We start from the raw sequence: 21060 nt of genomic DNA, 5'->3' as shown, positions 1-21060 counted from the left end.
GGGTTCGTCACTTGCTGTCCTCCGAGGAGCTGTCCGTGGAGCCACGCGTGGTTCCGCGGTCCGCCTTGCGTCGTTGTTCCAGCCGTGCCCTGCGCGGGTCGTACGGCGTATCGGGGGCCTTCTCGCCCCGGACCTCCTCCAGGAGTTCGGTGATCGCGGCCATGATGGTCTCGGTCACCTCGCGCAGCACGTCGGGCGTCGGCTCCTTGTCGTAGAAGCGCGACAGGTCGACCGGCGGTCCCGCCTTCACCTGAAGGGTCTTGCGCGGGAAGAAGGCGGGCTTCTTGCTGTACGGCGGCAGGGCGAGGTTGGCGCCCCACTGGGCGACGGGGATCACCGGGCACTTGGTCTTCAGGGCGACCCGCGCGGCACCGGACTTGGCCGTCATCGGCCACATGTCGGGGTCCCTGGTGAGGGTGCCCTCGGGGTAGAAGGCGACGCACTCGCCCCGGTCGATGGCGTCGACGGCGGCACGGAAGGCGTCGAGCGCGTTCGTGGTCTCGCGGTAGACCGGGATCTGGCCCGTGCCCTTCATGACCTTGGCGACGAAGCCGCCCTTGAAAAGGCCGTCCTTAGCCAGGAAACGCGGCACTCGTCCGGTGTTGTACTGGTAGTGCGCGTAGGAGAACGGGTCGATATGCGAGTTGTGATTCACCGCCGTGATGAATCCTCCGTCGGCCGGAATGTGTTCCATTCCACGCCAGTCCCGCTTGAACAGAACCAAGAGCGGCGGTTTAGCAATGACCGCCGCCAGGCGGTACCAGAAGCCGATTCTGCGGCGGGACACTCGGACACCTTCCTCCATGAACCTGGTCGGCCGCACAAGTGTCGCCCCAGGCTGCCTGTCTGTCGAGAACACCGTACGCCCACCCCTTCCCGGCCACCCCGTGCACCGGCCCTCCAGCAGGTCACAATGGGCGCGAGGCGAAGGACGGAGCTCTCGTGCAGTGGACCCTGGTGATTCCCCTGAAACCGCTGGCGCGCGCCAAGAGCAGGCTCGCCGCGGCCTCCGGGGACGGCCTGCGGCCCGGTCTGGCCCTGGCGTTCGCGCAGGACACCGTGGCCGCCGCGGTGGCCTGCCGCGCGGTACGGGATGTGGTGGTCGTCACGGACGACGCCCTGGCGGGTCGTGAGCTGGCGGCGCTGGGCGCCCGGATCGTGCCGGACGAGCCGGGAGAGGGCCTGAACGCCGCTCTGGCGCACGGAGCGGCCTTCGTGCGCGCCGAACGGCCGAAAGCGCCCGTGGCGGCCCTGAACGCCGATCTGCCGGCGTTGCGCCCCGCGGAATTGGCGCGAGCCCTCGACGGCGCCGTCCCATTTCCCCGCGCATTCCTTCCTGATGCCGAAGGAATCGGTACGACGTTGCTGTGCGCGGGAGCCGGTTCGGAATTGCGTCCCGCATTCGGTACGGCATCCCGGTCACGGCACGCCGCGTCGGGGGCCGCGGAACTCTCGCTCGACGGCGTCGATTCCGTACGCCGGGACGTGGACACCGGAGAGGACCTGCGCGCCGCTCTCGTGCTCGGTGTGGGGCCCCGAACCGCCGATACCGCGGCGGGCCTGCTCATCTCCGACTGAGTACGCTGCCTTCCATGCAGGCGACCGCGTATACGTACGACTCCGAGACCCGCAGCGGCAGTGTGCTGCTCGACGACGGGACTCCGGTGCCCTTCGAGGCCCCCGCTTTCGACGCGGGCGGCCTGCGGCTGCTGCGGCCGGGGCAGCGGGTGCGCATCGAGGTCGACGGCGAGGGCGAGGCGCGCCGCATCACCCTGGTGACCCTGCAGACGTTCTGATCCCGCCCCTGTAGGCCTTCCGAGAACTCCGGGCACACGACGCGGGCCGGGCTCCCCCGTGGGAGTCCGGCCCGGCGCGTGAGTGCCCTCGTGCCCCTACTTCTTGCGGGCCGTGGTCTTCTTGGCGGTCGTCTTGCGCGCCGTGGACTTCTTGGCGGGCGCCTTCTTGGCGGTGGCCTTCTTCGCCGGAGCGGTCTTCTTGGCCGTGGCCTTCTTCGCCGCCGGGGTGGCCTTCTTGGCGGTGGTGGTGGTCTTCTTCGCCGCCGGGGTCGCCTTCTTGGCCGTGGCCTTCGTGGCGGTCTTCTTGGCGGTGGCCTTCTTCGCGGCCGCCTTCGTCGCCGTCGCCGTGGTCTTCTTGGCGGTGGTCTTCTTCGCCGTGGTCTTCTTGGCGGTGGCCTTCGTGGGCGTGGCCTTCTTGGCGGTGGCCTTCTTGGCCGCGGCCTTCTTGACCGTCGCCGAAGCGCCGCCGGACAGGCTGCCCTTGGGGGCCTTCTTCACCGCGACATCGTTCTTGGGGAGCTTCTTGGAGCCGCTCACCAGGTCCTTGAAGCCCTGTCCGGCACGGAAGCGCGGAACGGAGGTCTTCTTGACCCGCACGCGCTCCCCGGTCTGCGGGTTGCGGGCGTAACGGGCCGGGCGGTCGACCTTCTCGAACGAGCCGAAGCCGGTGACCGAAACCCGGTCCCCGCTGACCACGGCACGGACGACGGCGTCCAGGACCGCGTCGACGGCGTCGGCGGCGTTCTGACGGCCGCCTACCTTGTCGGCAATCGCTTCTACGAGCTGCGCCTTGTTCACGTCTTCCCCTTCGGAGACATTGCCGGGAGCGAAATACTCCGGCTTTTTCGCACGTTAGGCAGATATATACCGCAAATCAAACACGAAACGGGCTAATCACCCTTGTGCCGCAACGAAGTGGCCCATCTCGGAGTTCCTCGAAGGCCCGTTGAGGCTGCGGCTCAGCCGTCTTGGGGGAATCGGCCCTCGTCTGCTTCGTCGAGGGACGCCATCAATCGCTCCAGACGCCTTGCCGCATCGGCGAGATCGTGTTTGGCCGCGGCCGTAATGACCAGCAGCTTCCGGGTCAGCGCCATCCGTACGCCCTCCGGGACTTGCAGTGCGCGCACTCGTGAGTGCGCTTCCTTCAGTTGGTCCGCGACGAGCCCGTAGAGCTCGAGTTGGCTGTCACGTCCCATGCACCGATTGTGCCATCTGGGGCGAGTTGTCGCCTCCGCAGGGGGTAACTGCCGCCGTCCGCCGCCTTCCTGAGGGTACCCCGTCGTGCCGAGTACAAGGGGATTTCCAGCCTCTTCTTCCTTCACGGGCACGGGAGTTGAGACCACCCGTTCAGGTCAGCCGGTACCCAGAAGTGCCGCACACAGACGTACCCCCAACCGTTCACGATTGGGGGTACGTCGGGGTGTTGCGGGGTGTTGCGGGGTGTCAGACCTGCACGGTCCGCGGCTTGTACGAGGGACGCCCGGACTCGTACGCGGCGATGTCCGGCTCGTTCTGCAGGGTGATGCTGATGTCGTCCAGGCCGTTGAGCAGGCGCCAGCGGGCGTTCTCGTCGAGTTCGAAGTCGGCGGTGATGCCCTGCGCGCGGACCTGGCGGTCCTCCAGGTCGACGGTGACCTCGGCCTGCGGGTCCCGCTCCGTCAGCTCCCAGAGCGCGTCGACGACCTTCTGGTCGAGCACCACGGTGAGCAGGCCGTTCTTCAGCGAGTTGCCCCGGAAGATGTCGGCGAAGCGGGAGCTGATGACGGCCTTGAAGCCGAAGTTCTGCAGCGCCCACACGGCGTGCTCACGAGAGGAACCCGTACCGAAGTCGGGTCCCGCGACCAGGACCGTGGAGCCCTGTCGCTCGGGGCGGTTGAGGACGAACTCGGAGTCCTTGCGCCAGGCCTCGAAGAGCCCGTCCTCGAAGCCGTCCCTGGTGACCTTCTTGAGCCAGTGAGCAGGGATGATCTGGTCGGTGTCGACGTTGCTGCGGCGCAGCGGAACGGCCCGCCCGGTGTGCTTGGTGAATGCTTCCATGGTTATCGGACTCCGGCGGTCACGGGGGCGTCGGACAGGTCGGCGGGCGAGGCGAGGTGGCCGGTGACGGCGGTGGCCGCGGCGACCTGCGGGGACACCAGGTGGGTGCGCCCGCCCTTGCCCTGCCTGCCCTCGAAGTTACGGTTCGACGTGGACGCCGAGCGCTCGCCGGGAGCCAGTTGGTCGGGGTTCATGCCCAGACACATCGAGCAGCCCGCGTGCCGCCATTCGGCGCCGGCGCCGGTGAAGACCTTGTCCAGGCCCTCCTCCACGGCCTGCAGGGCGACCCGGACGGAGCCGGGGACGACCAGCATCCGTACGCCGTCGGCGACTTTGCGGCCCTCGACGATGGAGGCGGCAGCGCGCAGGTCCTCGATACGGCCATTGGTGCACGAGCCTACGAAGACGGTGTCGACCTTGATGTCGCGCAGCGGCTGCCCGGCGGTCAACCCCATGTATTCCAGGGCCTTTTCGGCGGCGTAGCGCTCCGAAGCGTCTTCGTACGAAGCCGGGTCGGGGACGCTCGCCGAAAGCGGCGCTCCCTGGCCCGGGTTGGTGCCCCAGGTGACGAACGGCGCCAGCGAGGCGGCGTCGATGTAGACCTCGGCGTCGAAGACGGCGTCGTCGTCGGTCTTCAGGGTCTTCCAGTACGCGACGGCGGCGTCCCAGTCCTCGCCCTGCGGGGCGTGGGCACGACCCTCGATGTAGTCGAAGGTCGTCTGGTCGGGGGCGATCATCCCGGCGCGGGCGCCCGCCTCGATGGACATGTTGCAGATGGTCATCCGCGCCTCCATCGAGAGCTTCTCGATGGCGGAGCCGCGGTACTCCAGGACGTAGCCCTGGCCGCCGCCGGTGCCGATCTTCGCGATGATGGCGAGGATCAGGTCCTTGGCCGTGACGTCCTCGGGCAGTTCGCCGTCCACGGTGATGGCCATGGTCTTGGGGCGGGCCATCGGCAGCGTCTGGGTGGCCAGGACGTGCTCGACCTGGGAGGTGCCGATGCCGAACGCCAGCGCGCCGAAGGCGCCGTGGGTGGAGGTGTGCGAGTCGCCGCAGACCACCGTGGTGCCGGGCTGCGTCAGTCCCAGCTGCGGTCCCACCACGTGGACGACGCCCTGCTCGACGTCGCCCAGCGGGTGCAGGCGTACGCCGAACTCGGCGCAGTTCTTGCGCAGCGTCTCCAGCTGCGCCCGCGAGACCGGGTCGGCGATCGGCTTGTCGATGTCGAGGGTCGGGGTGTTGTGATCCTCGGTCGCGATGGTGAGGTCGAGCCGCCGCACCGGCCGGCCGGCCTGACGGAGGCCGTCGAAGGCCTGGGGGCTGGTCACCTCGTGCAGCAGGTGCAGATCGATGAAGAGGAGGTCGGGCTCGCCCTCGGCGCGCCGGACGACATGGTCGTCCCAGACCTTCTCCGCGAGTGTCCTACCCATCGCTTTCCCTCCGACCGGCCTGTTCGCCGGCCCAACTAGAGAATCCGTTCGCCGACGCGCGTACCCCTCGTGCCGCGCGTCGGCCGCCGATCCGTTGGTCCGCGGATCGCTCGTACAGAGTGGCGCGTCTCGCAGAAAATTGAACTTGCGTTTCACAGAGTGAGACGGGAGTATCGACGCATGGACAACTCTAGCGGCGTCGGCGTTCTCGACAAGGCGGCCCTCGTCTTGAGCGCTCTGGAGTCCGGTCCGGCCACCCTCGCGGGCTTGGTCGCGGCCACCGGGCTCGCACGACCCACGGCCCACCGACTGGCCGTGGCACTGGAACACCACCGGATGGTGGCCCGGGACATGCAGGGCCGTTTCATTCTCGGCCCCCGCCTCTCGGAGCTCGCGGCGGCGGCGGGCGAGGACCGGCTGCTCGCCACGGCGGGCCCGGTCCTGACCCACCTGCGCGATGTCACGGGCGAGAGCGCGCAGCTCTACCGCCGCCAGGGCGACATGCGCATCTGCGTGGCCGCGGCCGAGCGCCTCTCAGGCCTCAGGGACACCGTCCCCGTCGGCTCGACGCTGACGATGAAGGCGGGCTCGTCGGCCCAGATCCTGATGGCGTGGGAGGAGCCGGAGCGTCTGCACCGCGGCCTCCAGGGCGCCCGCTTCACCGCCACGGCCCTTTCGGGCGTACGCCGCCGGGGCTGGGCCCAGTCGATCGGCGAGCGCGAGCCGGGTGTCGCGTCGGTCTCCGCGCCGGTGCGCGGCCCCTCGAACCGCGTGGTCGCCGCCGTCTCGGTCTCCGGACCGATCGAGCGCCTGACCCGCCACCCCGGCCGTATGCACGCCCAGGCGGTCATCGACGCCGCCGGACGCCTCTCGGAGGCCCTGCGCCGCTCGGGCGGCTGACGACGCCCGGCGCCGGGAGCGCCGATCCACGCACAGCGCCGGAAGGGGCTGCCTCAACGCCGCGGCAGCCCCTTCCGGCGCTTTTCTGTGTCCCCCGCCCCCTCAACCGGAGCCGGTCAGGCCGCGCGCAGGCGGTCGGCGGCCCGCTCCCCGCGCCGTCCGACCGGGATCACACCGGTGGCCGCGCCCAGGCCGAACGGCGGCATGTTCACGTACACCTGCTCATGGGCCCCGGCCCGCACCACGAACGTCTCGTGCCAGAGGCCGACCTTGCCCCGGCCTTCTCTGAGACGACGGTGGAAGGCCGCCCACTCGGGCCGGTGCTTCTTGTCCGACGCGGTCGCATACGCGAGGAGCTTCTCCTGCGACTCCCAGTACTGGACCACGTACACCAGGCGCGGCCCGCCGAGCAGCAGCCGGTGCCCCAGCATTCCGCTCTCCGGGTCCCGCGCCAGCTCCTTCAGCATGCGCGACATCGCCGTGAAGACGGGCCACCAGCTGCGGACGGCACGGAAGGCGTTGATGCGCATCCCGATGTGGAGGACGACGACGTCGCCCTCCGCCTCGGCGGTCATCCGCCCTTCGATCGGCTTGCCGCTCATGACGGTTTCCCCTCGCTACGAAGCCTCGGCCGACGTTGGATAGTCCCGCTATCCATGCTTGGATAGTGGCACTCTCCAAAGAGGAGCGCAAGAGGAGGCACGAACCGATGAGACTGGCGGAGCTGAGCCGGCGCAGCGGGGTCCCCACGGCCACGATCAAGTACTACCTGCGCGAGGGGCTGCTTCCGCCGGGCCGTCGCGTGACGGCGACGCAGGCCGAGTACGACGACGCCCATCTGCAGCGGCTCCGGCTCGTGCGGGCGCTGGTCCAGGTGGGCCGGGTGCCGATCGCGTCGGCGCGCGAGGTGCTCACCGCGCTGGAGGACGACTCCCTTGACCACAACTCCCGTCTGGGCACGGCGGTATGGGCCCTGCCGCACGGGCCGGAGTCCACCGCGGACGACCCGCCCGAGGAGGTGGCGCGCGACACGGTGGACGCTCTCCTGGAACGCCTCGGCTGGCGGAACGCCCAGGGGTACGGAGCCGAGTCGCCGGCCTACCGGATGCTGGTGACGGCCGTGGGGACGCTGGCCCGGCTCGGATACCCGTGCGGCGTGGCGGACTTGGCGCCGTACGCGCGCTCGGGGCGGCAACTGGCCGTCGCGGATCTGGACTTGATCGAGCGGTACGAGTCGCCGGACGAGCAGTTGGAGGCGGCGGTCGCGCTGACGGTGCTCTACGAGCCGGTCCTGCTGAGTCTGCGTCGCATGGCGCAGGCCGAGGAGTCCCGCCGTCGCTACGGGCAGGACGCGCCGCAGGAATGACGAAAGGGCCCTCCCTCGCGGGAAGGCCCTCTGTCGTTCTTGTACCCCCGACCGGATTCGAACCGGCGCTACCGCCTTGAGAGGGCGGCGTGCTAGGCCGCTACACAACGGGGGCGAGGATCTTGTGTCGCCACACGATCCAGCTGGGCTACCAGGACTCGAACCTAAACTAACGGAACCAGAAACCGTCGTGCTGCCAATTACACCATAGCCCAATGTGGTCTAGACCATGTCTAGTACCTACAGTACCCCCGACCGGATTCGAACCGGCGCTACCGCCTTGAGAGGGCGGCGTGCTAGGCCGCTACACAACGGGGGCCCTAGCGATCCTGCATCAGTGACAGTGGGTGCGACCCGATCTGTCCCCGCGGGAAGGATCTGTACCCCCGACCGGATTCGAACCGGCGCTACCGCCTTGAGAGGGCGGCGTGCTAGGCCGCTACACAACGGGGGCATTGTGGATGAGATCCACATTTTGCAGATGAGCTCTGCGAGCTGGCCTACCAGGACTCGAACCTAGACTAACGGAACCAGAAACCGTCGTGCTGCCAATTACACCATAGGCCATCAAAGCGCCACCCCTTGATGGGGTTTTGTTTGACTTGCGCTTCCCGGCCGGACCTTTCGGCCCTCTCGGGCGGCGCAGGAAGAACATTACCCGAAGGTGGACGGCGCTCCAAAACGGGTATCCGCCCGCAGCAGCGCGGGCAGCTCGGAGAGCTCCCTGATGCGGTGCACGCCCGATGGTCCGTCCCCCGCCGAGCCGTTGCGGTCGAGCCAGATCCCGAGCAGGCCCGCGTCCCTCGCGCCCCTGGCGTCGATCTCCGGCTGGTCGCCGACGTAGGCGATCTCGGCGGGCGGGAGGCCGAGGTGGGCGCAGACGGCGCGGAACGCCTCGGGGGCGGGCTTGGAGACGCCCAGGTCGGCGGCGCACAGCACGGCCTCGAAGCGGTCGCGTACGCCGAGGACGGTCAGCTTGCGGTCCTGGACGACCAGCGCGGAGTTGGAGAGCACCGCGTGGCGGTACTCGCCGGCGAGCGCGTCCAGGGTGGGGAGGGTGTCGGGGAAGAGGGACCAGGCCGATTCGTAGTGACCGACGTAACGCTCGAACCAGGCGTCGGCGGCCTCGTCGGAGAGGTCCGGGGCATCCATGAAGTCCCGCACGCGGTCGCGGCGCTGCTCCTGGAAGGTCACTCCCCCGGCGCCGAAGCGGGCCCAGTGGCGCTCGGTGAGCTCCCGCCACCGGTCGAGCGCCCGCTCCGCCGACTCGTACCGCTCCAGGAGCCCCTCGGCCGTGAGGTGCGCGTGCATACCGGTGCTGTCGGCACGCGCGTAGTCGAAGATCGTGTCGTCGATGTCCCAGACCACGGCTTTGATCGGCATGTCTACGACCGTATGGGAAGGACCCGGGAGCCGTGGAGGCTTCCGGGTCCTTCGTTTACGTACGCCCTGCTTACGCGCTTACGCGGTCAGCTTCGCCAGCGCCGCGTCGATGCGGGTGAGCGCCTTCTCCTTGCCCAGGATCTCCAGGGACTCGAAGAGGGGCAGGCCGATGGTGCGGCCGGTGACGGCGACGCGGACCGGGGCCTGGGCCTTGCCGAGCTTGAGGCCGTGCTCCTCGCCGGCGGCCAGGACGGCCTCCTTGAGGGACTCGGGGGAGGTCCAGTCGGCCGCGTCCAGCTTGGCGCGGGCGGTGCGCAGGAGCGCGTCGGAGCCCTCCTTCATCGCCTTCGTCCAGGACGGCTCGTCGAAGACCGGCTCCGCGCGGAACAGGAAGTCGACGTTGTCCGTGATCTCGGAGAGGACCTTGAGGCGGGTCTGCGCGTGCGGCGCGATGGCCTGCCAGGCGGCCTCGTCGAACTCCTCGGGCGCCCAGTTGGCGTGCGGGGCCCTCAGCCAGGGCTCGCACGCCTCGGCGAAGGTCTTCACGTCCAGCATGCGGATGTGGTCGGCGTTGATCGCCTCGGCCTTCTTCAGGTCGAAGCGGGCCGGGTTCGCGTTCACGTCCGCGAGGTCGAACTTGGCGACCATGTCGGGGATCGAGAAGACGTCCTGGTCCGCCGAGAACGACCAGCCGAGGAGGGACAGGTAGTTCAGGAGGCCCTCGGGCAGGAAGCCGCGCTCGCGGTAGAGGTTGAGCGACGCCTGGGGGTCGCGCTTGCTCAGCTTCTTGTTGCCCTCGCCCATGACGTACGGGAGGTGGCCGAACTCGGGGATGCCCTTGGCGATGCCCAGCTCGATCAGCGCTTTGTAGAGGGCGATCTGGCGGGGCGTGGAGGAGAGCAGGTCCTCGCCGCGCAGGACGTGGGTGATCTCCATCAGCGCGTCGTCGACCGGGTTGACCAGCGTGTACAGCGGGGCGCCGTTCGCGCGGACGATGCCGTAGTCCGTCACGTTCTCCGCCTGGACGGTGATCTCGCCGCGGACCAGGTCGGTGAAGGTGGTGGCCTCGTCGGGCATCCGGAAGCGGATGATGTGCTTGCGGCCCTCGGCCTCGTACGCCTGGATCTGCTCGGCGGTGAGGTCGCGGCAGTGCCCGTCGTACCCGGACGGCTTGCCGGCGGCGCGGGCGGCCTCGCGGCGGGCGTCCAGCTCCTCGGTGGTGCAGTAGCAGGGGTACGCGTAGCCGCCGTCGATCAGCTTGGCGGCGACGTCCTTGTAGACGTCCATGCGCTGCGACTGGCGGTACGGCGCGTGCGGGCCGCCGACCTCGGGGCCCTCGTCCCAGTCGAAGCCCAGCCAGCGCATCGAGTCGAGGAGCTGCTCGTACGACTCCTCGGAGTCGCGGGCCGCGTCGGTGTCCTCGATGCGGAAGACCAGGGTGCCCTCGTTGTGCCGGGCGTAGGCCCAGTTGAAGAGGGCGGTGCGGACCAGGCCCACGTGGGGGTTGCCGGTCGGCGAGGGACAGAACCGTACGCGTACGGGGGTCGCGTTAGCCACGCTTGATCACCCTGTTGGTGAGAGTGCCGATGCCTTCGATGGTGACGGCGACCTCGTCGCCGACGTTGAGCGGGCCCACCCCTGCCGGGGTGCCCGTGAGGATGACGTCGCCGGGGAGCAGCGTCATGGCCTCGGAGATGTGCACGATCAGGTCCTCGACGGAGCGGACCATCTCGGTCGTCCGTCCCAGCTGGCGCTGTTCGCCGTTGACCGTGCACTGGATGGTGAGGTCGGACGGGTCGAGGTCGGTCTCCACCCAGGGGCCGAGCGGGCAGGAGGTGTCGAAGCCCTTGGCCCTGGCCCACTGCTTCTCGCGCTTCTGCACGTCACGCGCGGTGACGTCGTTCGCGCAGGTGTAGCCGAGGATGACGTCCCGGGCGCGCTCGCGCGGGACCTCGCGGCACATGCGGCCGATGACGACGGCGAGCTCGGCCTCGTGGTGCACCTCCTGCGAGAAGGAGGGGTACACGATGGCGTCGCCGGGGCCCGCCACGGAGGTGGAGGGCTTGAAGAAGGCGACCGGGACGTCGGGGACCTCGTTGCCGAGCTCCGCCGCGTGTTCCGCGTAGTTGCGGCCGATGCCCACGACCTTGTTGGGGAGCACCGGCGGCAGCAGCCTGACCTTGCTCAGCGGGACCTTCGTGCCGGAGAGCTCGAAGTCCGCGAACGGGATGCCCTTGATGATGTCGAGGACGAGTCCGTCGGTCGTTCCGGGGGGACTTTCGCCCTCGACCGCGCCGAAGGCGACGTTGCCGTCGATGGAGAACCTGGCGATGCGCACGTGTGCCTCGGCCCCTTGCTGGAATGGGTGGAGTCTGACGCTCCAGGCTAACGCGGCAAGGGGGTCCGACCTCCCGTGATCAGCTCGCCACGGGGGTGGGCTGCTCGGGGGCGTCCATGAGGATGGTGCGCTTGGGGTTGGCGGTCTGCGTCGGGAGTTCGACGGCGTGTTCCGGGCGGTCTGCCGCGGTCTGGAGCTCGTCCGCGTCGGTGAGGTGCGCGAGAGTGGTGCGGCGCGGGTTGGCTATGTTGCGGAACATCGTCGACTTCACAGTCTTCATCTGCTGTTCGGACCTTGTCGGTTGTGCGTCGCGCGAGCGAGACGCGGCTTGTCGGATTCGCCATCCCTGTAAAGCGTCAGGCTAAACATCCAATTCCCGGCCAAAGTCCGGAAGACGCCATGATCTTCGTGTGAGTTTGCTCACGAGGTAGCGGACAAAAGGGTCAATCCAGGCCCAGAGACGACCACTTGGAAACGGACATTGCGCCACTGAAGGCACCATTCCGCTCCTGATCATGAAGACTGGGACACCCCCCACCGGTAGGAGCTTTGCGGGGATGAGTCCGTTTTTTACTAGATCACTTTCTACGTCTCGTGACTCCGCACTCACAACGTGTCACGTAGCTCACGGCGCGACACACGGGCCTTGTTGGAGATCCTGCACTGTGCTGGAATTCCCGGGACCGCCGCGGGATCGAACCGGCGCGCAGGGGCGCAACGCAGCGCCGAGTGGCGGCGGGGAGGGGGAGCAAGCGCCGGTCACTCACGACCACCCATGGGGCGCTGCCGCCCCACGACGCCGACACCGTCCCGCCGTTACCCGGCAGGACGCCTGGTCCAGAGGTTGCGACGCTAGTGCAGGGACGTTTCAAGAGGGATGGCAAGGGGTCTCCCCAGGCCGACCGCGGCCGAGGGGATGCTCCGGCGGAGCCGGAGCGCGGCTCCTCGCCCCAGCACGCCCAGAACCCCGGCCCGGGCTCGCCCGGCGACAGCGGCCCCGGCGCCGCGCGCCAAGGTGCCGTCGGCAGCGGCTCGACGGCCGCCCCGGCCAAGGGCAAGAACAAGGGCAAGACCACGTCCGGAGCCGCGACGCCCCCCGGCCCCGGCTCCCGAATAGCCCTGCGCAACTGGCGCATCTCCACCCGTCTGGTCTCGCTGCTCGCGCTCCCCGTGATCACCGCGACCTCGCTCGGCGCACTCCGCATCAACTCGTCCCTGGACGAGATCGAGCAGCTCGACAACATGAAGCTGCTCACCGAGATGACCAAGCAGGCCACGGAGCTGGCCGCCGCGCTCCAGGAGGAGCGCGACAAGTCGGCGGGTCCCCTCGCGCACGGCGCGAGCGCCTCCGACTACACGGTCAAGGGCGCGCGGGACAAGACCGACCGCGTCTACCGGAACTTCCTGCAGGGCACCCAGGACCTCAACGACACCGACGGCGAGAAGGGCCTTCTCGGCGTCCGGCACAGCGCGGTCCAGATCACCCAGCAGCTCCAGGGCATCAACGACGTCCGCAAGAAGGCCTTCCAGGACGAGAAGTCCACCTCGCAGACCGTCGAGGCCTACAGCCAGCTCGTCGAGCAGCTCCTGAAGCTCTCGCAGGACATGGCGCAGGCGACGAGCAACCCGGACATGATCCAGCGGACGCGTTCGCTGGCCGCCTTCTCCTCCGCCAAGGAGTACGCGTCCGTCCAGCGCGCGATCATCGCCGCGGCCCTGCCGGCCAACGACAGCGACTACGGCAAGATCTCCGAGACCGACCGCACCTTCGGCCTCAGCGCCAACGAGAAGGAGCGCTCGGAGCTCCAGACGTTCAGCAAGATCTACGCGGGCAACGCCGGTGAGCTGACCAAGCCCATCGACGGCGGCAACCCCGCGGTCAAGGCCGCCAACGAGTACGCGAAGCGCGTCCTCGAGCAGGAGGGCGGCATCAAGCTCCAGGACAAGCGGTCCTACAAGGACTGGATCGACAACGACACGACCAAGATCGACGCGATGTCGAAGATCGAGCTGACGCTCCTCGGCGAGATGGAGCAGAAGGCTCGCGAGCTGCGCAACGAGTCGGAGCAGTCGGCCATCCTCAACGGTGCGCTGATCCTGCTCGTGCTCGGCGTCTCACTCGTCGGCGCGTTCGTCGTGGCCCGGTCCATGATCCGCTCGCTGCGCCGCCTCCAGGACACCGCGACCAAGGTCGCCCAGGACCGCCTGCCCGAGCTGGTCAAGCAGCTCTCGGAGTCGGACCCGCAGGACGTGGACACGTCGGTGGAGTCCGTGGGTGTGCACTCGCGCGACGAGATCGGCCAGGTGGCCGCGGCCTTCGACGACGTGCACCGCGAGGCCGTCCGCCTCGCCGCCGAGCAGGCCCTTCTGCGGGGCAACGTCAACGCGATGTTCACCAACCTCTCGCGCCGTTCGCAGGGCCTCATCCAGCGCCAGCTCTCGCTCATCTCCGAGCTGGAGTCGCGCGAGGCCGACCCGGACCAGCTGTCCTCGCTCTTCAAGCTCGACCACCTCGCGACCCGCATGCGCCGTAACGGTGAGAACCTGCTGGTTCTCGCCGGTGAAGAGCCCGGCCGCCGGTGGACCCGGCCCGTCCCGCTCGTCGACGTGCTGCGTGCCGCCGCGTCCGAGGTGGAGCAGTACGAGCGCATCGAGCTCTCCTCGGTCCCCGCGACCGAGGTCGCCGGACGCGTCGTCAACGACCTCGTGCACCTCCTCGCCGAGCTGCTGGAGAACGCGACCTCGTTCTCCTCGCCGCAGACCAAGGTCAAGGTCACGGGTCACGCGCTGCCCGACGGCCGCGTGCTCATCGAGATCCACGACACCGGCATCGGCCTCTCGCCCGAGGACCTCGCGGCGATCAACGAGCGGCTCGCGTCGCCGCCCACCGTGGATGTCTCGGTCTCGCGCCGCATGGGTCTGTTCGTGGTCGGCCGTCTGTCGCAGCGCCACGGCATCCGCATCCAGCTCCGCCCGTCCGACTCCGGCGGCACGACCGCGCTGGTCATGCTCCCCGTCGACGTCGCCCAGGGCAAGAAGATGCCGGGCAAGCCCGGTGCGCCCGGTGCGACCGGCGGTCCCGCCGCGGCTCAGGCCGCCGCGGGTGCGGCGGCCGCGCGCCGCGGTGTCGGTCCCGGCGGCCCGGGCGGCAACGGCGGTCCCGGCCAGGGCGGTGGCCCCGGCCGCGGTGGTCCCGTGCTCGGCGGCGGTCCCGGTGGGCCCGGTGCCGGCCAGGGCGGTCCCGGACTGCTCGGTGCCGGTGCGCCGCGCCAGCAGGTCGCGGGCACGGGTCCGCGCGCCGCGCTGCCCTCGCGTGACACCGGACAGCAGCGTCAGCCCGGTGGTCCGCAGGCCGGTGGCCCGCAGAGCGGTCAGCCGATGGCTCCGCTGGGCAACCAGCCGGTGCGCGGGCAGGGCGGGCAGGGCAACCAGCCGCAGGGCGGTCAGCCCGGTCAGCCGCAGGGCGGCCGTGGCGGCAACGCGCCGCAGCCTCCGGTGCCCCAGCAGCGTACGAACGCCATGAACCCGCCGTCGGACACCGGTGACCAGGGCCGCAGGCCTCAGCTGCCGCCCCGCGGGGGTCCGCGCGCCGAGCTGCCCGGGGGCAACCCGCAGCCGCGCGTGCCCAGCTGGAGCGACGAGAACGCGCAGCCGCAGGTGTCGCGCGAGCCCTTCGACACCCCCCGGGGTCACGAGGAGCACGAGACCAGCGGTCAGTTCCCGCAGCCCACGGCCGCCCCCGACGACCGACAGGGCCCCGGCTCCACCGCGGAGTTCGCCCGTCCGGACTTCGACGGACCGCCGCCCGGCACCGCCGCGCCGCAGGACGCGGGCTCGACCGGCCAGTTCGTCCGCTCGGACGTCTTCGGCGGCACGGGCGCGCCCCGGCGCGGCCAGCAGCCCGGCCGCCCGGCCGCGCCGCAGCACCAGAACCAGAACCAGCAGCAACAGCAGAACCAGCAGCAGGACCAGGGCAACGGCTTCGCGCCGCAGCAGGGCGGTCGGGAGAACCCCGACTACACCGTGCCGCGTCCGCCGGCCCCCCGCCGCGGCCACGGCGACCCGCACCAGGGCTTCCCGCAGCAGCAGGGCCAGAACCAGGGCCAGGGCGCGGGCCAGGCGCCGCAGCAGGACCAGCAGCAGCCGTACCAGCCGCAGGACCCGCTGACGCAGCACGAGGACCCGCTGAACCCGCAGCAACCCCTGCCGCCGGGCGGCCCGGACGACGGGCGCACGCCGCTGTTCGACACGCTGGAGACCAACTGGTTCCAGCAGCAGAACCAGCAGCAGAGCCAGCACGCGGCGCAGCAGCAGTCCGCGCCGCAGGAGCAGCAGGAGCACCGGAACCGGCAGCCCGCACAGCAGGACCAGCAGCAGGGCGGCCCCGCCGCCGACGCCGGTCCGCGCCAGGCTCCCGAGATGCCGCAGCGTCCGCTTCCCTCGCGCCCCCAGCGCCAGGACCCGGCCGCCGCACCCGCGAACCCGGGCGGCGCCAACGGCACCAACGGTGCCGGAATGCCCGGCGGCTGGCGCTCCTCCCCCAACGACGAGCTGGGCCGGCAGGCCGAGCGCGTCCGGCAGCCCTCCGCGGGCGGCGTCACCACATCCGGACTGCCGCGTCGCGTCCCGCGGGCCAACCTGGTCGCGGGCACGGCACAGCAGCAGCAGGACAGCACAGGTCCGCAGGTTTCGCGTGCACCCGAAGAAGTACGCGGCCGGCTGACGAATCTCCGTCGGGGCATCCAGCAGGGTCGCCAGGCCGGCACCGGCCAGACCGGTAGTTTCCCTCGCCCCACTCACCAGCAGGAGCGTTAGTTGAGTCCGATGAGCCAGGCGGCACAGAATCTGAACTGGTTGATCACCAACTTCGTGGACAACACCCCAGGGGTGTCCCACACGGTCGTGGTCTCCGCCGACGGCCTCCTTCTGGCCATGTCCGAAGGGTTCCCGCGTGACCGCGCCGACCAGCTCGCCGCGGTCGCCTCGGGGCTGACCTCGCTGACGGCGGGCGCCTCCCGGATCTTCGAGGGCGGCACCGTCACGCAGACCGTGGTGGAGATGGAACGGGGGTTCCTCTTCATCATGTCCGTCTCGGACGGCTCGTCCCTGGCCGTGCTCGCGCACCCCGAGTGCGACATCGGCCTCGTCGGGTACGAGATGGCCCTCCTCGTCGACCGCGCGGGCGCCGTCCTCACCCCGGACCTCCGCGCCGAGCTGCAGGGCAGCCTGCTCCACTAGCCCGGAGCACGCTCCGAAGCCTCACCCTTCGGCCGCCCCACCGACCGAACGTACTGACCAACCGTCCGGCCGCCACACTGCCCCCACCGGCTCTGTCAGACGGCACACGCAGATGACCTGCTGTCCCGCCCGGAGGATCCATGACCCCGCCCACCGCCTCTCACAACCCGTACGGCGATGCCTCGTACGGAATGGAGGGCGACCAGCCGCTGGTGCGTCCTTACGCGATGACCGGCGGCCGGACCCGGCCCCGCTACCAGCTCGCGATCGAGGCGCTGGTGAGCACCACGGCCGACCCGGCCCAGCTGATGGGGCTGCTCCCCGAGCACCAGCGGATCTGCCACCTGTGCCGTGAGGTCAAGTCGGTGGCCGAGGTCTCGGCCCTGCTCGCGATGCCGCTCGGCGTGGCCAGGATCCTCGTGGCGGACCTGGCCGAGGCCGGGCTCGTCGCCATCCACCAGCCCGGCGGCGACGAGAACGCCGGTGGCCAGCCTGACGTGACACTGCTCGAAAGGGTGCTCAGTGGACTTCGCAAGCTCTAGCGGTTCGGGCTCGGACGCGGCCCGTTCCACCACCTCCGCGAAGATCGTGGTGGCGGGCGGCTTCGGCGTGGGCAAGACCACGTTCGTCGGGGCGGTCTCTGAGATCAACCCGCTGCGCACCGAGGCCGTCATGACGTCCGCGTCCGCGGGCATCGACGACCTGACCCACACCGGAGACAAGACCACCACGACGGTGGCCATGGACTTCGGCCGCATCACCCTGGACCAGGACCTGATCCTGTACCTCTTCGGCACGCCCGGACAGGACCGCTTCTGGTTCATGTGGGACGACCTCGTCCGTGGCGCGATCGGCGCGGTCGTCCTCGTCGACACCCGCCGCCTCGCCGACTGCTTCCCCGCCGTCGACTACTTCGAGAACTCCGGGCTGCCCTTCGTCATCGCCCTCAACGGCTTCGACGGCCACCAGCCCTACACCCCCGACGAGGTGCGCGAAGCGCTCCAAATCGGACCCGGTACGCCGATCATCACGACCGACGCGCGACACCGTGCGGACGCAAAGAGTGGCTTGATCACGCTGGTCGAGCACGCACTTATGGCACGTCTCAAGTAGGCAGGTCCGTACGGCAGTTGCCGTAGTCCACCTGGAGCGTTCTGTGTCCTTTGACACGGCCGGTCGCGGTGTTCATAACGTTTCGACAGAGAATTGCCCGGTGACAGACACGCGTCGCGGTCACCTGGTGTCGCTGTGCTCACAAGAGCCCCGCCTTTTGGCGGGGCTCGCTCTTTATGACCGTTTTATCTGAGGCTTACACCACTCCGGGGTTGCGCTTCCCACTGTTTGGAAGAGCAGCCCCTGACGTGCTGGAATGCGCTGAACTGCCCAGTAGCACGGGCCTTGGAGACGACAGCGGCACGACGTGAGTGCCGCCGCCGAGAGGTTGTTGGTCGAGTGAGGCGAAGCAAGCCGAGCCCCGCGGCGTCCCCCACCGGGGACATGCGGGGCAACTTCACCCCGCCGCCGCGCACAGCGGCGTCCCCCGCCGACGTGGCCGCCGGGCCGGGCAATGAGCCTCCCGCGCCTTCCGGCGGACGGATGTCCCCCCGCAACTGGCGTGTGCCGACCCGCCTGAACGCGATCCTGCTCATACCCGTGCTCGTGGGCCTGGTCATGGGCGGTTTCCAGGTCAAGGGCTCCATCGACACCTGGAGCGAGGCCCAGGACGCCGAGAACACCGCCCGCCTCGTGCGGGCGTCGCTGAACTACGGCAACCGTCTCATCGAGGAGCGCGACATCACCGCCGCTCCCCTGCTGCGCGGCAAGCGGAACGACCCGACCGTCGTCAAGGCCCGCAAGGCCACCGACAAGGCCGCCGCCGAGTTCAAGTCCGCGACCGACAGCATGCCGGACAAGGAAGGCCTCAACCGTCGTCTCGACGCCTTCCGCAAGGTCGAGCCGAAGCTCGGCCCGCTGCGTCAGGCCGCGTACACCACCAAGCTTCCCGGGGTGCAGACCGAAGAGGGCTACGTCGCCATCCAGCACCCGCTGATGGAGTTCGCCAACGAGCTCGGTCTGGGCACCGGAAACATCACCAGCTACGGCCGGACCGTCTACGCGATCTCGCTCTCCAAGGCAGCGCTCTCCCTGCAGCGGTCCATCGGTACGCACCTCCTGGTCGAGCCGGGCCCCGGCACCGGTTCGTTCACGCTCCAGCGCACCTCGTTCTCCTCGTACGCCTACCTGGAGCGCATCGCCATCGAGGAGTACACCGGCGGCGGCACCCCCGAGGACGTCGCCAAGCTGGAGGAGGCCAAGAAGGAGCTGGCGGCCGACGCCAAGAAGCAGGACGGCCCGGCCCTCTCGCAGGACAAGATGGTCGCGGCCATCGCCACCATGCCGAACACCCAGCCCAGTGCCCGCGTCGCGCTGGCCGGCAAGGGCATCACGCGTGAGGCCTGGTGGGCCACGACCACCGCCAAGTTCGACGCGTACCGCACCATCGAGTCGGACCTCGCCGACAAGGCCGTGGACGAGGCGTCCGACATCGCGGCCAACGCGCAGCGCAACGCCTACATCACCGGCGCCATCGTCGTCCTCGCGCTGCTCGCCGCGTTCATCCTCGCCGGGCTCATGGCCCGCCAGATGTCCAAGTCGATGCGCCGGCTGCGCACCGCCGCGTTCGGCATCGCCGAGCAGCGCCTGCCGATGCTGGTCGACCAGCTGTCGCGCACCGACCCGGGCCGCGTCGACACCCGCGTGCAGCCCATCCCGATCAACTCCACGGACGAGATCGGCGAGGTCGCCCGCGCCTTCGACCAGGTGCACCGCGAGGCCGTGCGGCTCGCCGCCGAGCAGGCGCTGCTCCGCGGCAACATCAACGCGATCTTCACCAACCTGTCGCGCCGCAACCAGTCGCTGATCGAGGGCCAGCTGACCCTCATCACCGACCTGGAGAACAACGAGGCCGACCCGGACCAGCTGGAGAACCTCTTCCGCCTGGACCACCTGGCGACCCGTATGCGCCGCAACGGCGAGAACCTCCTCGTCCTCTCCGGCGAGGAGCCGGGCCGCCGCTGGGACCAGCCGGTCCCGCTGGTCGACGTGTTGCGTGCCGCCTCCTCCGAGGTGGAGCAGTACGAGCGCATCGAGCTGGAGGGCGTGCCGGAGGCCGAGATCCACGGCCTCGCCGTGACCGACCTCGTGCACCTGCTCGCCGAGCTCCTGGAGAACGCGACGACGTTCTCCTCGCCGCAGACCAAGGTGCGGGTCACCGCGACCCGTCTCCCCGACGGCCGCGTCATGGTCGAGATCCACGACAAGGGCATCGGCCTCACCGCCGAGGACTTCGCGGACATCAACCACAAGCTGGCCAACCCGCCGACCGTGGACGCCGCGATCTCGCAGCGCATGGGCCTGTTCGTGGTCGGCCGGCTCTCCGACCGGCACGGCATCCGCGTGCAGCTGCGCCCCTCGGGCGAGCAGGCGGGCACGACGTCGCTGGTCATGCTGCCGGACGCGATCACGCACGGTGGCGGTGGCGAGCACGCCTCGCAGGACCCCGAGTTCACGGTCTCCTCGATCATCCCGGAGCAGCAGGCGCTGGCGCCCGAGCCGATGCGCACCGCCGCGGAGCTGGGCTTCGACGACAGCCGCTACCCCGGTGACGGCTCCGAGGCGCAGCACGAGCTCGACCCGGTCGGCCGCTCCCTGATGCGTGAGGAGCGCCGTGCGGCGCTGGAGGCGCAGGCCCAGCAGCCCGACGGCCACCGTCCGCTCTTCCGCGACGAGGTCGAGCCGCAGCAGGGCGGTTACGAGCAGCAGGCCCCGGCGTACGAGGAGCAGCAGCAGGCCGCGTACGACCAGGGCGTGCGGTACGACAACGAGCAGTACGCCACCGGGCAGTACCCGACCGCGCAGTACGCCGAGGACGGTTACCGCGAGGAGCAGTACCAGCCGGAGCAGTACCCGGCCGAGCAGCAGTACACGGCGGAGCAGCAGCAGTACTACCAGGACCAGCAGATCTCCTATCCGGAGCGCTCCGGTCAGGACGACTGGCCCTCCGCCGACGGCTACCAGCCGGAGTACGGCCAGGAAACGGAATCTGTGCAGGCGGGCCACACGGCCGACGCCGAGCGCGTAGGCTTCGACCGGCCGGGTCCGGCGCCGTCCGTCGTCCACGACATGACCGACGCGGGCCTCCCCCGCAGGGGTTCCTCCGGCGCGAACGGCAGCGGAAGCGGCAGTTCTCCCGCCGCGAGCGAGGGCCAGGACGACTGGCGTTCGTCCAACGACGAGCGCTGGCAGCGCGCCGAGCGCCTCAAGGAGCCGAAGGCGGGCGGGGTCACCTCGTCCGGGCTCCCGCGGCGGGTGCCCAAGGCCAATCTGGTCGAGGGCACCGCGGAACAGACCCCACAGGGCGGCCCCCAGGTCTCCCGCGACCCCGAGGACGTACGGGGCAGGCTGAGCAACCTGCGCCGCGGCGTCCAGCGGGGCCGCACCGCAGGAAGTGACACGAATGGCCAGGGCTTCAGCCCTGATAGCACCTACAACCAGGAGCGTTAGTGTGAGCCC

At 69.9% G+C, this 21060-nt stretch carries 19 protein-coding genes and 5 tRNA genes; 9 read left to right on the top strand and 15 right to left on the bottom strand.

Going from position 1 to position 21060, the window contains the following annotated elements; all coding sequences use genetic code 11:
• Positions 1–7: 7 nt before the first annotated feature.
• On the bottom strand, positions 8–787 hold the full coding sequence (locus tag DEJ49_RS26455) for a lysophospholipid acyltransferase family protein (RefSeq protein ID WP_150186423.1): 780 nt from the start codon (positions 785–787) through the stop codon (positions 8–10).
• A 155-nt stretch (positions 788–942) separates the two neighbouring features.
• Here DEJ49_RS26455 and cofC point away from each other — a divergent pair, with 155 nt between their 5' ends.
• Both cofC and DEJ49_RS36510 read left to right on the top strand, forming a co-directional pair.
• Complete coding sequence (gene cofC / locus DEJ49_RS26450) at positions 943–1578, top strand: 2-phospho-L-lactate guanylyltransferase (protein ID WP_223833006.1); 636 nt, start codon at positions 943–945, stop codon at positions 1576–1578.
• Positions 1579–1592: 14 nt separating this feature from the next.
• Positions 1593–1796, top strand: a complete 204-nt coding sequence (locus tag DEJ49_RS36510) for a hypothetical protein (protein WP_030787468.1) — start codon at positions 1593–1595, stop codon at positions 1794–1796.
• 96 nt (positions 1797–1892) lie between these two features.
• Here DEJ49_RS36510 and DEJ49_RS26445 read toward each other — a convergent pair whose 3' ends face one another.
• From DEJ49_RS26445 to leuC, 4 genes are all read right to left on the bottom strand, one after another.
• On the bottom strand, positions 1893–2594 hold the full coding sequence (locus tag DEJ49_RS26445) for an HU family DNA-binding protein (protein ID WP_150186422.1): 702 nt from the start codon (positions 2592–2594) through the stop codon (positions 1893–1895).
• Positions 2595–2755: 161 nt separating this feature from the next.
• Positions 2756–2992, bottom strand: coding sequence for a hypothetical protein (locus DEJ49_RS26440; protein ID WP_055564463.1), 237 nt, complete (start codon positions 2990–2992; stop codon positions 2756–2758).
• Positions 2993–3239: 247 nt separating this feature from the next.
• Complete coding sequence (gene leuD, locus DEJ49_RS26435; protein WP_150186421.1) at positions 3240–3833, bottom strand: 3-isopropylmalate dehydratase small subunit; 594 nt, start codon at positions 3831–3833, stop codon at positions 3240–3242.
• A gap of 2 nt (positions 3834–3835) precedes the next feature.
• Complete coding sequence (gene leuC / locus DEJ49_RS26430) at positions 3836–5263, bottom strand: 3-isopropylmalate dehydratase large subunit (RefSeq protein ID WP_150186420.1); 1428 nt, start codon at positions 5261–5263, stop codon at positions 3836–3838.
• Between the two features lie 180 nt (positions 5264–5443).
• Here leuC and ndgR point away from each other — a divergent pair, with 180 nt between their 5' ends.
• Positions 5444–6163: an IclR family transcriptional regulator NdgR gene (gene ndgR, locus DEJ49_RS26425; RefSeq protein WP_055564460.1), complete on the top strand. Its 720-nt coding sequence runs from the start codon at positions 5444–5446 to the stop codon at positions 6161–6163.
• 116 nt (positions 6164–6279) lie between these two features.
• On the opposite strand, the gene DEJ49_RS26420 is transcribed toward ndgR, so the two are convergent.
• Positions 6280–6765: a DUF4188 domain-containing protein gene (locus DEJ49_RS26420; RefSeq protein ID WP_190329452.1), complete on the bottom strand. Its 486-nt coding sequence runs from the start codon at positions 6763–6765 to the stop codon at positions 6280–6282.
• 107 nt (positions 6766–6872) lie between these two features.
• Here DEJ49_RS26420 and DEJ49_RS26415 point away from each other — a divergent pair, with 107 nt between their 5' ends.
• Positions 6873–7529 carry a MerR family transcriptional regulator gene (locus tag DEJ49_RS26415; RefSeq protein WP_190329451.1) on the top strand — a complete coding sequence of 219 codons (657 nt, stop codon included), beginning with the start codon at positions 6873–6875 and terminating at the stop codon, positions 7527–7529.
• A gap of 42 nt (positions 7530–7571) precedes the next feature.
• Here DEJ49_RS26415 and DEJ49_RS26410 read toward each other — a convergent pair.
• The 9 genes from DEJ49_RS26410 to DEJ49_RS26370 form a co-directional block, all read right to left on the bottom strand.
• Positions 7572–7644: transfer RNA gene (locus tag DEJ49_RS26410), tRNA-Glu, on the bottom strand.
• 28 nt (positions 7645–7672) lie between these two features.
• Positions 7673–7744 (bottom strand) — tRNA-Gln (locus DEJ49_RS26405).
• A 31-nt stretch (positions 7745–7775) separates the two neighbouring features.
• Positions 7776–7848, bottom strand: a tRNA-Glu gene (locus DEJ49_RS26400).
• A 62-nt stretch (positions 7849–7910) separates the two neighbouring features.
• Positions 7911–7983, bottom strand: a tRNA-Glu gene (locus tag DEJ49_RS26395).
• Between the two features lie 41 nt (positions 7984–8024).
• Positions 8025–8096 (bottom strand) — tRNA-Gln (locus tag DEJ49_RS26390).
• 87 nt (positions 8097–8183) lie between these two features.
• Positions 8184–8912, bottom strand: coding sequence for an HAD family hydrolase (locus DEJ49_RS26385; protein ID WP_150186418.1), 729 nt, complete (start codon positions 8910–8912; stop codon positions 8184–8186).
• A gap of 78 nt (positions 8913–8990) precedes the next feature.
• The gene (gene gltX / locus DEJ49_RS26380; protein WP_150186417.1) at positions 8991–10469 is read right to left on the bottom strand and encodes a glutamate--tRNA ligase; all 1479 of its coding nucleotides are present in this window, start codon (positions 10467–10469) and stop codon (positions 8991–8993) included.
• Positions 10462–11250: a fumarylacetoacetate hydrolase family protein gene (locus tag DEJ49_RS26375; protein ID WP_150186416.1), complete on the bottom strand. Its 789-nt coding sequence runs from the start codon at positions 11248–11250 to the stop codon at positions 10462–10464. Before DEJ49_RS26375 ends, gltX begins: the two co-directional genes overlap by 8 nt.
• Before the next feature lie 79 nt (positions 11251–11329).
• A complete protein-coding gene (locus DEJ49_RS26370) occupies positions 11330–11530 on the bottom strand; it encodes a hypothetical protein (RefSeq protein WP_150186415.1) in 201 nt (66 codons plus the stop codon).
• 575 nt (positions 11531–12105) lie between these two features.
• On the opposite strand from DEJ49_RS26370, the gene DEJ49_RS26365 reads away from it, so the two are divergent.
• From DEJ49_RS26365 to DEJ49_RS26345, 5 genes are all read left to right on the top strand, one after another.
• A complete protein-coding gene (locus tag DEJ49_RS26365; RefSeq protein WP_150186414.1) occupies positions 12106–16065 on the top strand; it encodes a nitrate- and nitrite sensing domain-containing protein in 3960 nt (1319 codons plus the stop codon).
• Positions 16066–16074: 9 nt separating this feature from the next.
• Positions 16075–16488: a roadblock/LC7 domain-containing protein gene (locus DEJ49_RS26360; protein WP_030787430.1), complete on the top strand. Its 414-nt coding sequence runs from the start codon at positions 16075–16077 to the stop codon at positions 16486–16488.
• A gap of 140 nt (positions 16489–16628) precedes the next feature.
• Entirely contained in the window at positions 16629–17030 is a 402-nt protein-coding gene (locus DEJ49_RS26355) for a DUF742 domain-containing protein (protein WP_150172620.1), read from the top strand.
• The gene (locus DEJ49_RS26350; RefSeq protein WP_150186413.1) at positions 17011–17601 is read left to right on the top strand and encodes a GTP-binding protein; all 591 of its coding nucleotides are present in this window, start codon (positions 17011–17013) and stop codon (positions 17599–17601) included. Before DEJ49_RS26355 ends, DEJ49_RS26350 begins: the two co-directional genes overlap by 20 nt.
• A 339-nt stretch (positions 17602–17940) precedes the next feature.
• Entirely contained in the window at positions 17941–21051 is a 3111-nt protein-coding gene (locus tag DEJ49_RS26345; protein ID WP_150186412.1) for a nitrate- and nitrite sensing domain-containing protein, read from the top strand.
• The last annotated feature ends 9 nt before the right edge of the window (positions 21052–21060 follow it).

This window comes from Streptomyces venezuelae, assembly GCF_008642335.1.
GTDB lineage: Bacteria > Actinomycetota > Actinomycetes > Streptomycetales > Streptomycetaceae > Streptomyces > Streptomyces venezuelae_F.
This window is presented reverse-complemented; position numbering and strand designations above follow the sequence as displayed.

Excerpts from the sequence above, each read along its gene's own strand:
- DEJ49_RS36510 (WP_030787468.1), top strand. The coding sequence starts at position 1,593 with ATGCAGGCGACCGCGTATACGTACGACTCCGAGACCCGCAGCGGCAGT.
- DEJ49_RS26440 (WP_055564463.1), bottom strand. The coding sequence starts at position 2,992 with ATGGGACGTGACAGCCAACTCGAGCTCTACGGGCTCGTCGCGGACCAA.
- leuD (WP_150186421.1), bottom strand. The coding sequence starts at position 3,833 with ATGGAAGCATTCACCAAGCACACCGGGCGGGCCGTTCCGCTGCGCCGC.
- leuC (WP_150186420.1), bottom strand. The coding sequence starts at position 5,263 with ATGGGTAGGACACTCGCGGAGAAGGTCTGGGACGACCATGTCGTCCGG.
- ndgR (WP_055564460.1), top strand. The coding sequence starts at position 5,444 with ATGGACAACTCTAGCGGCGTCGGCGTTCTCGACAAGGCGGCCCTCGTC.
- DEJ49_RS26420 (WP_190329452.1), bottom strand. The coding sequence starts at position 6,765 with ATGAGCGGCAAGCCGATCGAAGGGCGGATGACCGCCGAGGCGGAGGGC.
- DEJ49_RS26415 (WP_190329451.1), top strand. The coding sequence starts at position 6,873 with ATGAGACTGGCGGAGCTGAGCCGGCGCAGCGGGGTCCCCACGGCCACG.
- DEJ49_RS26385 (WP_150186418.1), bottom strand. The coding sequence starts at position 8,912 with ATGCCGATCAAAGCCGTGGTCTGGGACATCGACGACACGATCTTCGAC.
- DEJ49_RS26370 (WP_150186415.1), bottom strand. The coding sequence starts at position 11,530 with ATGAAGACTGTGAAGTCGACGATGTTCCGCAACATAGCCAACCCGCGC.
- DEJ49_RS26360 (WP_030787430.1), top strand. The coding sequence starts at position 16,075 with ATGAGCCAGGCGGCACAGAATCTGAACTGGTTGATCACCAACTTCGTG.
- DEJ49_RS26355 (WP_150172620.1), top strand. The coding sequence starts at position 16,629 with ATGACCCCGCCCACCGCCTCTCACAACCCGTACGGCGATGCCTCGTAC.